We start from the raw sequence: 13,286 nt of genomic DNA, 5'->3' as shown, positions 1-13,286 counted from the left end.
TCCTTTTTATATTTTAAATTGATCTACAATTCCTTTTAATTCTGCACTTAACTCCATCAGCTGCTCAGAGGAATCTGTCACGGTCCGAACCGCTCTTAATTGCTCTTCGGCCGAGGCACTGACTTCTTCACTTGCAGCGGCAGACTGCTGGCTGGCCGCGGCAATACCGGTCATCGTATGGATCACTTCATCCTTTGTGACTCCTACTTCTTTGATTTCCTCATTGATTGTGGCAATGGACGAATCAATCGTACTGACAAGAGACGAAAGCTGGTGGAAAACCTTGCTTGTTTCTTCTACCGCTTCCGTTTGCTCATCGAAATTGCTGCGTGTTTTCTTCATTTGCTCAACGGCTGTACGAGAGCCGGATTGAATGTCGAGAATCGTTCGTCTGACTTCATCTGCTGCTTCGCTGGACTGCTCTGCCAGCTTGCGGACTTCTTCTGCCACCACAGCAAATCCTTTGCCGTGCTCGCCGGCTCTTGCCGCTTCAATCGATGCATTGAGCGCTAGCAGATTCGTTTGGGCGGAAATGTCAGTAATGGCTCCAATCACAGCCTCAATCGAGTTCATTTTCGATTCCAGCTCTTCAATCACCATTTGCATGCCGGAAATGTACGTTTTCGTTTCATTATTTGAAGCGCGAAGCTGTTCAATTTGCCCGGCTCCTTTTTGGTTTGCCTGTTCAGCCTGGGAAGCGGCGTGCGCCATGTCTCCTGCCTGGCCGGTAATCACATCAATTTGGCTGCCTAAACTGTTTGAGCGCTCAGTTGCCTCAGCAGAATCTTCTGCCGAACGGGAAACCCCCAAGGTAATTTCACTGATCGCATGGGTCATTTGTTCGCTGGACGCACTTGTTTCTTCCGATACGGCACTTAAGCTTTCAGCAGATGCTTTGACATCCTGTACCGAGTCATTCACTTTTTGCAAAATGTTTCGCATGTTGGCAGTCATTTTATTAAATGCTTCGGACAGTTGTCCTACTTCATCCCTTGTTTTGACCGGCACCTGCACCGTCAAGTCACCTTCAGCAATTTGAGAAGCAGATCGTTCCAAATAGCGGAGCGGTTTGACGATTTTTGAGATTACAAACAGCATTACGGCACTGATCAACAAAAGCAGCGCAACGCCGGTCCAAAGCAGAGACTTACCAATGGATTGAGACAAACCGAGCAAGTCAGCCTGGTTATAAACGGCTGCTGTCGTCCAATTCACACCGGGCACGTTGTTAAATACGATAATACGGTTTTCCCCGTCCAGCTGATAGTACTTTCTGCCGGATGGAGAGGAACCATCGATAATGCTCTTAATAACCGGAATCTTTGTTAAATCTTCTCCCTGTCTATCCGGATGGACAATGCCCATGCCTGCTGTTGAAAACACAACGGGGTAGCCTTGATAGCCAAGATCTGTTTGTTTGACCCGTTCTGTTAACACGGTTAAAACAATATCAGCACCAATCACGCCAAGGAACCGGTCATTATCGTCATAAAGGGCTCTCGACACCGTTACGACAGAAGAACCGGTGGCCTGGTCTTCATACGGCTCGCTCCAAACCGCCGCTTTTTTATTTTCAGCTTGTGTATACCAGTCTCTTTCCCGGGGATCGAAATCTGCAGGAAGCTCAATTACCGGGGAAATAATGGTCGTTCCATCTGCTGAACCAAAATAAATACTCGACACATCCTGATACGTATCCAAATAATTGATGAAAAGTGTTTCTATTGACTGGCGGTTTGCTTTGTCTTGGGCTAATTCATTTTTTGCGTAAGATTGAATCGTATCGTCGAAAACAAGCAGATCAATACTTTTCTCATGTTGGTCTAAAAATGACTTTACCGTACCCGACAAACTTTCTACTGTACCCTCACTTTGATCGATCACGCTTTTTTCCACACTGTTTTCTGTTTGCCAGCTGATAAATATAATAATAAAAGCAAACGCCAAAACAAGCGCTGCAATAATAGGAATAAGTAGTTTCGTGCGAATAGATTTGATGCCTTTCAACTGTGCACCTCCTTTTGTAGTAAAAATACCCTATGCTTATTTTACCTATTAATGAATAAATATCTAGCCTTTTCTTTTATTTCATTAAAAAAATTAATATTTTCTTCCTATTTAACCCATATATTTACACACAAAAAAGCACAGTCCTGAATGATCAGAACTGTGCTTTTTCTTATATAAAAGATCTTATCTTTCTTCTCCAACGAATGGAAGAAGTGCTACCTGACGCGCACGTTTGATTGCAATTGTCAAACGGCGTTGGTATTTAGCACTTGTACCTGTTACACGGCGTGGAAGAATTTTTCCACGTTCAGATACGAACTTTTTAAGCAAATCAACATCTTTATAGTCGATATGTGTAATACCGTTAGATGTGAAATAGCAAACCTTTTTACGCTTACGTCCACCTCTGCGTCCTGCCATGAGTTTCCCCTCCTTGCTTAAATTAGAATGGAAGATCGTCGTCTGAAATATCGATCGGCTGTCCGTTATCTGCAAACGGATCTTCATTCATTTTAGAATAACCGGCATTGTTATTGCCGCGCTGTTGATTCTGCTGTGGCTGACCAAATGGAAAGTCCTGATTGCTTTGCTGTCCGCCATAACCGCCACCTTGCTGCTGGGGAGCATTGCCATACTGCTGGCCGCCTCCACCGCCTCCGGATTTTGGTTCAAGAAATTGGACACTGTCTGCCTGGACTTCTGTCACGTATACACGCTTTCCATCCTGGCCTTCATAACTGCGTGTTTGAATGCGCCCTTCTACGCCGGCAAGGCTTCCTTTTTTGAGGAAATTTGCCACGTTTTCAGCCGGACGACGCCAAATCACGCAATTAATAAAATCCGCTTCCCGGTCGCCTTGCTGATTCGTGTACGCGCGGTTCACCGCGAGCGTAAACGTTGCAACAGCTGCACCAGCTGGCGTATAGCGAAGTTCAGGATCTTTCGTTAAACGGCCTACTAAAACCACTCGGTTTATCATCAGAATCAACTCCTTTTCTTTTAAAATGTTTCAGCTTGAAACATGATGAAAAAGATGTATATTTAGTGCGTTTCGATTACTTTGCTTCTTCTTTAACAATGATATGACGGATAATGTCATCGCTGATTTTCGCAAGACGGTCAAATTCATTTACTGCAGCTGCATCTTCAGCGTTAGCATGAATAAGTTGGTAGAAACCTTCGCGGAAATCGTTGATTTCATACGCTAAACGGCGTTTACCCCATTCTTTTGAATCGATGATTTCAGCACCGTTTGAAGTAAGGATGTTGTCAAAACGCTCAACTAGCGCTTTTTTCGCCTCATCTTCAATGTTCGGGCGGATAATGTACATGAATTCGTACTTTCTCATCTTCGTTCACCTCCTCGTGGACTATGCGGCTGTCGCCTTCCCTTTACGGGCTCGACAGCAAGGAGCAAATTTTCATTACTCACAAGTTGAAATTATAACATGAATCTCTCAACAGCGCAATATTTTTCGCAATACAATAAAACAAAAAGGGACTTATGGCGATTCAGGTGATACTCCCCCATTATAGAACATATGTTTGAAACATGCAAGTTTAAAACATTCTTTGCTTGAAAAAAGCGGGGTATGTAAGGAAAGAAACAATCATCGCCGTAATCGCCGTGTTGCCAAATGTGGTTAAGGCAATGACAAGCTGATACTTTACAGCGACAACAGGTGAAGCACCGGCGATAATGGCTCCTGTCATCATACCTGGAAGCTGCACAAGGCCAATGGTTTTCATCCCTTCCATGCTCGGAATCAAAGCGGCTTTGACCGTTGCCTCAATCAATTCCTGTGATGCCTGACGGCGCGTAGCACCCAGCGCCAGCTTTCCCATAATCAATTCTTTTGTCGAATCAAATTCCCGCTTCAGCCTGTCAAACACGAGACTGACAGCCACCATAGAACTGCCGATAATCATGCCGCTCATCGGCAGAATGTACTGGGCTTCAAAATCTACAATATCAAACGTTACCCAGATTACAACAGAAGCCGCTTCCGCTGCTACTAACGCAGCGAAGGCAATCCAGAGGGAACGTTCAAAGGCCTCCCCCCGCTTAGCGGATGTCCGCGAAGCAATGACAATCATAATAAAAATAATAAATAAAAACAAAACCGGGTTTTCAATCGAGAAAACAAATGTAATGATATACCCGATCACCGTCAGCTGAACAAAAGCCCGAACTGAGGCCGTCATCATTTCTTTTGAAATACCAAGTTTTTGTTTGTACGAAAGCCAAAACGGAATAAGCATAAATAAAAAAGCGGCCAGCAGGGCTGCATAACTGATATCTTTCAATCCAAACACCTCCTACAAAAAAACTCCACCGGTTATCTGGTGGAGTCATTGTACTTGTCTAGCTGCAGATGTTTTAAGCACGCGGGATGATAAGCCTGGCTGGCTTTTACATGCCGCTCCGGCCAAACGCTTTTTGCTTTTCGCTTAAACGTTAAAACGGAAGTGAACAACATCTCCGTCTTTCATGACGTATTCTTTTCCTTCAAGACGAACTTTGCCGGCTTCTTTCGCTGCGGTCATCGAGCCGTTCTCAACAAGATCATCGTACGAAACCGTCTCAGCACGGATAAAGCCCCGCTCAAAGTCTGAATGGATAATGCCGGCACATTGTGGTGCCTTCATGCCTTTACGGAACGTCCAGGCGCGTACTTCCTGCACGCCCGCTGTAAAGTACGTTGCAAGCCCTAAAAGCGAGTACGCAGCTGTGATCAATTGATCCAGGCCGGATTGTTCAATGCCAAGCTCTTCAAGGAACATCGCTTTTTCATCATCATCAAGCTCGGCGATTTCTTCTTCTACCTTCGCGCTGATCACAATGACTTCCGAGCCTTCGCCAGCCGCGTATTCACGCACTTTTTGTACGTGCTCATTGCCTGATGGATCCGCGATTTCTTCCTCGCTCACATTGGCCACATACAACATTGGTTTAGCTGTTAACAAGTGAAGCTGCTTGACAATTTTTTGTTGCTCTTCAGTGAATTCCACAGAACGGGCAGGCTTGTCAGACTCAAGCGCTTCTTTCACCAAGACAAGCACGTCATGCTCGGCAACCGCGTCTTTATCTTTTTGCTTAGCAAGCTTTGCCACGCGCGTAAGACGTTTGTCCACCGATTCAAGATCTGCCAAAATAAGCTCAAGGTTAATAACCTCAATATCATCAATCGGGTCTACTTTTCCAGATACGTGCGTGATGTTTTCATCATCAAAGCAGCGTACGACCTGACAGATCGCGTCTACTTCACGGATGTGGGACAAAAACTTGTTTCCTAAACCTTCACCTTTGCTGGCACCTTTTACGATCCCGGCGATATCCGTAAATTCAAACGCCGTTGGAATGGTTTTTTTCGGTGTTACCATTTCCGTTAGTTTCGCCAGACGCTCATCCGGTACTTCCACGATGCCGACATTCGGATCAATTGTACAGAATGGATAGTTGGCTGATTCGGCACCTGCTTTTGTAATTGCGTTAAACAAAGTCGATTTTCCCACGTTTGGAAGACCGACGATTCCTGCTGTTAATGCCATATAATTGGTTCACTCCTTGTTTTCTGTAAACACGTACATAGTATTCTAAACCTTTCCCCATTATATGGACTAAGGCGGAAAAAGGCAACGTAAGAAAAGCGCAAGCCCAAGGTCAGGATGAAATACCAGGGGAAACAGCTTCTATTCTAAAACGTCTTTTTGCTCCAAAAGAAAGAGCGGCTTACTCGCCGCTCTCGGTTACTACTTTTTTCATTTTTTTCGCAAATTCACGCCGCGGCAGCATGACACTGTGTCCGCACCCTTCACACTTGATTCGAATGTCCATGCCAAGACGAATGATTTTCCAGCGATTTGTTCCGCAAGGATGGGCTTTTTTCATTTCTACCACATCGTGCAACGCAAACTGTTTCTCTTCCATTTATGCCGTTCCCCCGCTTTTTGCCTGTTTTGAGCCTGCTTGTGCTTCCTGCTCCGTTCTTGAGTACATCACCATGCGCGGATATGGAATTTCAATTCCGTTCGCATCCAGACATTCCTTGATGTCTTTGCGCATCATTCGAGCCACATACCAGTGATTCATCGGCGTTGTTTCCGCTGTAATCCGAAGAGTCACATCTGACGGTCCCAGCATTTGAATGCCGAGCAGCTTCGGTGTATCGACAATTTCAGGATACTTGTCTTTTAATGTCTCAAGAAGCTCGTTAATCACCTTCTCAGCTTTTTCGACATTTTCCTCATAGGCAATACTGATGTCAACGACAGCCACACTGTTATGAAGAGAGAAATTCGTGACTTCTATAATGCTGCCGTTTGGCAAGATATGAATTTCACCCGTCCATACCTTCAGCTTTGTTGTGCGCAGGCCAATTTCCTCGACTGTTCCTTCAAACTGGCCGATTCGGACAAAATCTCCTACTGAAAACTGGTCTTCAAAAATGATAAAAAAGCCCGTAATCACGTCTTTTACCAAGCTTTGAGCGCCAAAACCAATCGCAAGCCCGAGCACCCCGGCTCCAGCGATGAGTCCTTTTACATCAAAGGTTAGAACCCCAAGTATATTCACAAGCGCAATAAAGTACACCACATACGCCAGCACATTTTCAATCAATTTGAGCAATGTGTTTTCCCGCCGCTCAGAAAACGTCAATGGTGCTTTTGAGCGAAGAGCAAAAAAATTGCGGATGGCGATTTTCCCAACTTTTACAATAAACCACGCCACCAGAATCGTCAGGGTAATTTTAATAGTGCCTTCTCCGAACGCAAGCCACGTTTCTTCATTGGTAAACTTTCTCCACAACGATTCGAGGGCGCGCTGATAGGTTGATAATGATTGATCGTCCAAAAAAAGCCCTCCTTCTGCTGGTTTACATAAGTCGTTTCCATTTTAACAGGAGAAAACACTTTTTCACAGAAAATTGAATTATGCGTGTGTCCGCTTATAGTAAGTGAGCGCCAGGGCAAAAGCAAGAACGGACCCTTTTACAATATCCATCGCATAATAAGGGACAGACATCATCACGAGCCCATTTTGCAAAATACCGATTAATACCGCACCAACAAAGGTGCCGAGCGCGTTCGGCTTGCCGGCACCGAGAACGGATAATCCAATAAACGCAGCGGCTACCGCATCCATTAAGTAAGGGCCGCCTGCGTTAATTTCAGCCGTCATCACGCGGGAAGCTAATACAATACCGCCAAGCGCGGCTAAAAGTGCTGACAAAATATAAGCGGCTACTTTGTATTTGTTTACAGGAATGCCGGACAAACGGGCAGCTTCTTGATTGCCGCCGATCATATACATAAACCGGCCGTGCTTTGTCAATGAAAGAAATCCTTGAACGGCTAAAACAACTACGACCATGATGACGATAATCCAGGGAAGCTGTCCAAGCTTGGCAAAAACAGGGCTGATTACACCTTCTGCATAAGATCCATCAGCCATGACCATGTTTTCAGAAATGGTTGCTCCTTTTGTATATGTTAAAGCGACACCTTGAATGATAAACATCATTGCCAATGTAGCCAGCATATCTGGAATTTTCAGCTTAACGATCATAATAGAGTTTAATATACCGATGAGCACAGCGCCGAGAAGGGCTGCCAAAAGCGCCACAACAAGGTTCTGCGAAAACCAGACAAACATAGAGATCACCACAGCACTTGCCAGGGAAGCGGATGAGCCGACCGATAAATCAAATCCATTTATCGAAAGTGACACTGTAACTCCTACAGCAATAATCGTGACAATGGAAATCGAGCGTAAAATGTTCAAAACATTGTCGCTGCTTATAAAAGCAGGATTCAAGGCGGTAAAAACAGCAATTAACACAATAATGGTTAAGATTGTGCCGTATTTATAAAAAAAATCAAACAACTGAAACGGTTTTTTCTGAGACACTTTAGTTTCCTCCTGTTGAATAATACATGACTTCTTCTTCTGTCGTAAGCGCGGTTTCTTTTTCCATCACGGCCTGTCCATCGTAAATCACATACAGCCGGTCTGTCATACCAAATATTTCAGGCAGTTCACTTGATGCGTATAAAATGCCTTTTCCGCGCGCGGCAAGCTCGGCGATTAAGTCGAAAATTTCCCGCTTCGCCCCAACATCAATGCCTTTTGTCGGCTCGTCAAAGATATACACATCCGCTTCGGCAAGCAGCCATTTTCCAATTGCAATTTTTTGCTGGTTTCCGCCTGACAGGTAGCGGACCTTCGTTTCAGGAGACGGGGTCCGCACATCCAGCCGCTCGATAACAGAAACAGCCGTTTCTTTTTCTTTTTTTAAATTAATCCAGGCACCCGCTCTCAGCATCGACTTCAGCGTGGTGACGGTGATGTTTGAGCGTACGGATTCTGACACAAATACACCTTCACGGCGCCTTTCCTCCGGCACAAGTACAAGGCCGCTGCGGACTGCATCGTAAGGCGAACGAAGCGATACCGGCTTTCCTTTTACTTGAATGTTTCCCGCTTCCACTTTGGATTCTCCAAACAGCGCTTTGCATATTTCCGATTTTCCGGCACCGACAAGCCCCGTTAAACCGACCACTTCCCCGGCGTGAACGGTTATATTCACACCGTTTACACCGGCTGCTGAAAGGCTGGATGCTTGAAGCAGTACTATTCCCTTTTCAGATTTGCGGACTGGAAACTGCTCGTCCATTTTCCGGCCCAGCATGTTTTCGACTACTTCATTTTGCGTCGTGTCTGCTATGCGTTTTTTTGAAACAAGCTCCCCGTTGCGCATAATCGTAATGTCGTCGCAGATCTCAAACAATTCTGGAAGGCGGTGTGAAATAAAAATAATACTTACATCCTCTTGCTTCAGCTGCCGCACAATCCGGAATAATTCATCAGTTTCTGCCTGGCTGAGCGGAGCGGTCGGCTCATCTAAAATTAAAAAGCGGCAGTCATTTGAAATGGCCCGGGCAATCAGCACCATCTGCTTTTCTGCCAGTGTCAGCTCACTTACCTGCTTTGTTGGAGAAAGAGAAAGGTTCATTCTTTCCAGCAGCGCAGCGGACTTTTCCCGGAGCTTCCTCCAGTGGATCCATCCGCTTCCCCCTTTGCCGTTTACAAGCTGATCCATCATAATATTTTCACCAACGGTTAAATGAGGAATAAGTGCTGTATCTACTTCCTGATAAACCATTTGAATACCATACTTTTTTGCATCAGCCGGCTGACGGACATGAATAAGCTCTCCGTTGATCGACAGCTCTCCTTCATAATGGCCGTAGGCACCGGATAAAATTTTCATAAGCGTGGATTTCCCGGCTCCGTTTGCGCCGATTAATGCGTGAACCTGCCCTGTCTGCGCCCCAAAATCCACTTCGTTCAGCGCTTTTACACCGGGAAAGGAAATCGAAATATTTTTCATATCAAGTGTTGCAGTCATCTTGTATCCTCCTTTCGGCGACAGAAAAGGAGGAAATCTCTTTAAAAGAGATTTCCTCGGGTTCTGTTCTTATTTTGCATAATGTTCTTTTAACGTTTTCATCCAGTCTTCTGTGAATTCATCCGACTGTCCCCAGCCTTCCACAACACCGGACAGGCTTTCCATGTTCACTGCGCCGTCAGCGGATTGAAGCTGATCTTTTGAAATAAGCGATGGCTCAAGCGCATATTCCTGTGGTGTTTCTTCCCCAGCGATTTTTTTCGCCAGAATACGCATATCGATTGAACCAATCAGTGCCGGGTCTACGGCAGCTGTGTACTGCCAAGGGCTTTTTGGATCTTGAATTTCCTGCAAATCTGCATTGGAAACGTCAATACCGTAAATCTTTACATCATCCCGTCCTGCTTCCTGCACGGCGCGTGCGGCACCGATAGCGAAAGCATCCCACGTTGCAAAAATAGCATCGAGTTTGCCTTCTGGATATTTTTTCAGCATGGCCTGCACGGCATTTTGTGTTTGAACCGTTGTATCAGCAGCGGCTACACCAAAACGGTCCACTTCCTTGATACCTGGGTTTTCACTTAGCTTTTGCTCGTATACGGCATTGCGGCGTACCATTGGCGGGAACCCGTCTACCCATAAATAAGCAATGTTTGCCTTGCCCTTTGTATCTTTAATCAATTGGTCAAGAGCCAGTGTTGCCAATGCTTCGTCATCCTGGGATGTCAGGGTCACGCCTTTCACATTTTTTAGTTCCTCATTGGAATCAAATGTAACGACACTTTTTCCTGCTTCCACAAGCTTTTTCACTTCGCTGATTGTTGCTGCATCATCGCCGTGTGAAATAATAAAGCCGTCGTAATCCTGTGTGAGCCCTTGATTAATCGCATCATGGAATTTAGCAGAATCACCGTTAGCGGTGATTGTGTCTACTTGAAACCCAAGCGATTCGCCTTCTTTTTGTGCGCCCGCTAAAAACTGGGCCGTATGGTCGTCACCGCCAATTTTGCGGATTACTTTAATTTTAACCGGATCTTCTCCGTTTACCTGCTCGGGTACGTTTTCAACAGGTGTATGGCTTCCGCCTGATGAAGCATTTTCGCCGCCGCAGCCTGCTAGAAAAAGTGAAAGTGCTACAGCCGAAAGGCCTAATGTTTGTTTTAACTTCATTGAATCCGCACAGACAATCCTGTGCTGCCCCCTTCCATTTCAATAACCTTATAATTCTTATGTAATAACTAGGATTATTACATGGGAAAGAGCAGGTGTCAATGAGTTTTTTGAAAAATGAAAAAAGCTCCTCCGAAGAGAAGCTTACGGCCAAATCGTTACAAACAAGGCGACGAAGGCAATTGCCGGCAGCAGATTAGCAATGCGTATATTGGTAATTTGAAGCAAATTCAGACCGATGGCAAAAATCATAATCCCCCCGGCTGCCGTCATTTCTAAAATAAAGGCATCCATCCATTCCTGCGAAACAAAACGGTCAATTTGCGTCGCAAACAGGGCAATAAGCCCTTCATATAGAAGAACAGGGACAGCGGAAAATAAAACACCGATGCCAAGTGTAGTCGTTAAAATAAGAGCCGTAATCCCATCGATCAGTGATTTTGTAAACAGCACTTCATGATTTCCCCGGATGCCGCTGTCAAGCGCGCCAATAACACCCATTGCCCCAATGACAAAAATAAGAGTCGCCGTTACAAACCCCTGCGAAATGCTGCCGTTTCCTTTTGAGCCTACTTTCTGCTCAAGCCAATTGCCAAGATCATTCAGCCGTTCATCAATTTTAAGCAGCTCGCCTACTACAGCGCCAGCTGTAAGACTCAAAATCACGAGCAGGAAATTCTCGCCTTTTAATCCCATTTGTAAGCCAAGCACCACTACCGCCAGCCCAATCGCGTGCATGACTGTTCCTTTTATTCCTTCTGGAATCCTCGCCATAGAGGCGCCGAGCAATGCACCGGCGCCAATGGCAATTCCATTCACGAGCGAACCTGTTATAAACATCGTTTAACCTCTGTTATCAAGCATTTCCAAGATGCGGTTTAAGTCTTCCGTAGACATATATTCAATTTCAATTTTACCTTTTTTGCCGTTTTTAGATTGGCGGATTTGCACGGATGTGCCGAACCGCTCCCGAAGAACCTCTTCTTGATCTAAAATAAAAATATCTTTTCTAACCGGCTTTGTTTCACGTGAAACTTTTTCTTTTTCTTCCCGGATCCAACTTTCAAGCTGGCGGACGGTCCAGTTTTCTGAAGCTGTTTTTTCAGCTGCCTTTAGCTGCTTTGCTTTCGGCTTCACACCGAGCAGCGCCCGGGCATGTCCCATCGATAGTTTTTCATCTGAAATCATATCTTGAATCTCACCCGGCAAATCAAGCAGCCGGACGTAATTGGCAATATGCGGACGGCTCTTGCCGATCCGCTCGGCAAGCTCTGCCTGTGTAACGTTCAGCTTGTCCATAATCAGCTGATAAGCTGCCGCTTCTTCCATTACGGTTAAATCCTCCCGCTGAAGGTTTTCCAGCAGAGCAAGCTCCATCATTTGAGCTTCTGTTAATTCTTTAATGATCGCCGGCACAGCTGTCATGCCAGCCGCTTTAGCAGCCCTGTAACGCCGTTCTCCGGCTACAATCTCGTATCCTTTTATGCTTTTTCGAAGCACGATCGGCTGCAGGATGCCGTGTGACTGTATAGACTGCTTTAATTCTTCAATTGCTTCTTCTTTAAACTTTTTCCGCGGCTGATGCGGATTCGGGCGAATCTCTTTAACGGAAATATCCTGCACAGTGCTGTTTTTATCATCAGCACCTAAATCTTTAAAAAGTGCATCCAAACCTCTGCCGAGCCCTTTAGCCATGTGCTGCCACCTCTTTCGCAAAATCAAGATACACTTCTGCACCGCGTGAACGGGCATCATACAGTAAAACCGGTTTGCCGTGGCTCGGTGCTTCACTTAATCGGACGTTACGCGGTATGACAGATTGATACACCTTGTCATGAAAATACTTTTTCACTTCTTCTGCCACTTGAATACTTAAATTGGTCCGGGCATCAAACATGGTTAATAGAACACCTTCTATGTAAAGGTCTTTATTTAAATGCTTTTGAACGAGCCGGATTGTATTTAACAGCTGATTTAATCCTTCAAGCGCATAATATTCACATTGAACTGGAATTAAAACAGAGTCCGCTGCCGTCAGCGCATTGATCGTTAACAAACCAAGCGATGGCGGACAGTCGATAATAATATAATCAAAGCTTTCACGGAGCGGCTCGAGTGCCCTTTTCATTCGAAGCTCTCGGGAAATGGCAGATACAAGTTCAATTTCAGCACCTGCGAGGGCAATGGTTGCCGGTGCGACAAACATGCCTTTCGCTGTTGTAGGCTTAATGACATCAGCCAGTTCTACATCATCCACAATGACGTCATAAATGCATTGATCTACGCTTTTTTTTTCAACGCCGGCACCGCTTGTTGCGTTTCCCTGCGGATCAATATCAAGAAGAAGCACCTTCTTGTCAAGAGAGGCGAGTGATGCCCCTAAATTTACTGATGTTGTTGTTTTTCCAACGCCGCCTTTTTGATTGGCGACCGCAATTACTTTTCCCAAAAGAAGCCACCTGCTTTCGTCTGTCGGTGTTATCTGTTTTTATTTTATCAAAATTGGCGCGTTTTGGCTTTTACGCCGTAAAAAAAAAGCCGCTTTTTATTAAAACGGCTGAGAGTGTAGACAAAGTAAGAAAGCAGGCTGATTGAAAACGCCTGCTCTTTCCAAGAACGCCGCCGGCTGAGAAGCGGAGTGACCTTTTTTAGGTCATGAGCATTCGCAGACGGCAAGTGACGCCGAACGCGGAC

At 45.3% G+C, this 13,286-nt stretch carries 14 protein-coding genes; all 14 read right to left on the bottom strand.

The features are described from left to right. Positions 1-6 precede the first annotated feature (6 nt). Positions 7-2,007, bottom strand: coding sequence for a methyl-accepting chemotaxis protein (locus RRU94_RS08555; protein WP_315693692.1), 2,001 nt, complete (start codon positions 2,005-2,007; stop codon positions 7-9). A 186-nt stretch (positions 2,008-2,193) separates the two neighbouring features. Continuing rightward, positions 2,194-2,430 carry a 30S ribosomal protein S18 gene (gene rpsR / locus RRU94_RS08550; protein ID WP_046176393.1) on the bottom strand — a complete coding sequence of 79 codons (237 nt, stop codon included), beginning with the start codon at positions 2,428-2,430 and terminating at the stop codon, positions 2,194-2,196. A gap of 22 nt (positions 2,431-2,452) precedes the next feature. Further along, positions 2,453-2,989, bottom strand: a complete 537-nt coding sequence (gene ssb, locus RRU94_RS08545; protein ID WP_251271159.1) for a single-stranded DNA-binding protein — start codon at positions 2,987-2,989, stop codon at positions 2,453-2,455. 76 nt (positions 2,990-3,065) lie between these two features. Beyond that, positions 3,066-3,359 carry a 30S ribosomal protein S6 gene (gene rpsF, locus RRU94_RS08540; RefSeq protein WP_242232491.1) on the bottom strand — a complete coding sequence of 98 codons (294 nt, stop codon included), beginning with the start codon at positions 3,357-3,359 and terminating at the stop codon, positions 3,066-3,068. 211 nt (positions 3,360-3,570) lie between these two features. After that, positions 3,571-4,317: an ABC transporter permease gene (locus RRU94_RS08535; RefSeq protein WP_315693691.1), complete on the bottom strand. Its 747-nt coding sequence runs from the start codon at positions 4,315-4,317 to the stop codon at positions 3,571-3,573. A 144-nt stretch (positions 4,318-4,461) separates the two neighbouring features. Beyond that, complete coding sequence (ychF, locus tag RRU94_RS08530) at positions 4,462-5,562, bottom strand: redox-regulated ATPase YchF (protein WP_242232489.1); 1,101 nt, start codon at positions 5,560-5,562, stop codon at positions 4,462-4,464. Between the two features lie 181 nt (positions 5,563-5,743). Continuing rightward, positions 5,744-5,941 (bottom strand): DUF951 domain-containing protein, encoded by a 198-nt coding sequence (locus tag RRU94_RS08525; protein WP_242232488.1) that lies wholly within the window; start codon positions 5,939-5,941, stop codon positions 5,744-5,746. Beyond that, positions 5,942-6,865 (bottom strand): mechanosensitive ion channel family protein, encoded by a 924-nt coding sequence (locus RRU94_RS08520; protein WP_315693690.1) that lies wholly within the window; start codon positions 6,863-6,865, stop codon positions 5,942-5,944. It lies immediately after the preceding gene. A gap of 78 nt (positions 6,866-6,943) precedes the next feature. Continuing rightward, on the bottom strand, positions 6,944-7,921 hold the full coding sequence (locus RRU94_RS08515) for an ABC transporter permease (RefSeq protein ID WP_315693689.1): 978 nt from the start codon (positions 7,919-7,921) through the stop codon (positions 6,944-6,946). Position 7,922: 1 nt separating this feature from the next. Next, complete coding sequence (locus RRU94_RS08510; protein WP_315693688.1) at positions 7,923-9,422, bottom strand: sugar ABC transporter ATP-binding protein; 1,500 nt, start codon at positions 9,420-9,422, stop codon at positions 7,923-7,925. Between the two features lie 69 nt (positions 9,423-9,491). After that, positions 9,492-10,592 carry a sugar ABC transporter substrate-binding protein gene (locus tag RRU94_RS08505; protein ID WP_315693687.1) on the bottom strand — a complete coding sequence of 367 codons (1,101 nt, stop codon included), beginning with the start codon at positions 10,590-10,592 and terminating at the stop codon, positions 9,492-9,494. Positions 10,593-10,736: 144 nt separating this feature from the next. Further along, positions 10,737-11,432, bottom strand: coding sequence for a DUF554 domain-containing protein (locus RRU94_RS08500; RefSeq protein WP_315693686.1), 696 nt, complete (start codon positions 11,430-11,432; stop codon positions 10,737-10,739). Between the two features lie 3 nt (positions 11,433-11,435). Next, positions 11,436-12,287, bottom strand: a complete 852-nt coding sequence (locus RRU94_RS08495; RefSeq protein ID WP_315693684.1) for a ParB/RepB/Spo0J family partition protein — start codon at positions 12,285-12,287, stop codon at positions 11,436-11,438. Further along, positions 12,280-13,041, bottom strand: a complete 762-nt coding sequence (locus RRU94_RS08490; RefSeq protein ID WP_315693683.1) for a ParA family protein — start codon at positions 13,039-13,041, stop codon at positions 12,280-12,282. The genes RRU94_RS08495 and RRU94_RS08490 overlap by 8 nt, the downstream gene beginning before the upstream one ends. Positions 13,042-13,286 lie beyond the last annotated feature (245 nt).

This window comes from Domibacillus sp. DTU_2020_1001157_1_SI_ALB_TIR_016 (assembly GCF_032341995.1).
In the GTDB taxonomy this organism is placed as follows: Bacteria; Bacillota; Bacilli; order Bacillales; family Domibacillaceae; genus Domibacillus; species Domibacillus indicus_A.
The sequence above is the reverse complement of the archived record's forward strand: the minus strand, read 5'-3'. Positions and strand labels throughout refer to the sequence as shown.

What these genes read in the sequence shown, in the direction of transcription:
- rpsF (WP_242232491.1), bottom strand. Translation starts at nt 3,359, where the DNA reads ATGAGAAAGTACGAATTCATGTACATTATCCGCCCGAACATTGAAGAT.
- RRU94_RS08505 (WP_315693687.1), bottom strand. Translation starts at nt 10,592, where the DNA reads ATGAAGTTAAAACAAACATTAGGCCTTTCGGCTGTAGCACTTTCACTT.
- ssb (WP_251271159.1), bottom strand. Translation starts at nt 2,989, where the DNA reads ATGATAAACCGAGTGGTTTTAGTAGGCCGTTTAACGAAAGATCCTGAA.
- RRU94_RS08495 (WP_315693684.1), bottom strand. Translation starts at nt 12,287, where the DNA reads ATGGCTAAAGGGCTCGGCAGAGGTTTGGATGCACTTTTTAAAGATTTA.
- RRU94_RS08510 (WP_315693688.1), bottom strand. Translation starts at nt 9,422, where the DNA reads ATGACTGCAACACTTGATATGAAAAATATTTCGATTTCCTTTCCCGGT.
- rpsR (WP_046176393.1), bottom strand. Translation starts at nt 2,430, where the DNA reads ATGGCAGGACGCAGAGGTGGACGTAAGCGTAAAAAGGTTTGCTATTTC.
- RRU94_RS08500 (WP_315693686.1), bottom strand. Translation starts at nt 11,432, where the DNA reads ATGTTTATAACAGGTTCGCTCGTGAATGGAATTGCCATTGGCGCCGGT.
- ychF (WP_242232489.1), bottom strand. Translation starts at nt 5,562, where the DNA reads ATGGCATTAACAGCAGGAATCGTCGGTCTTCCAAACGTGGGAAAATCG.
- RRU94_RS08525 (WP_242232488.1), bottom strand. Translation starts at nt 5,941, where the DNA reads ATGGAAGAGAAACAGTTTGCGTTGCACGATGTGGTAGAAATGAAAAAA.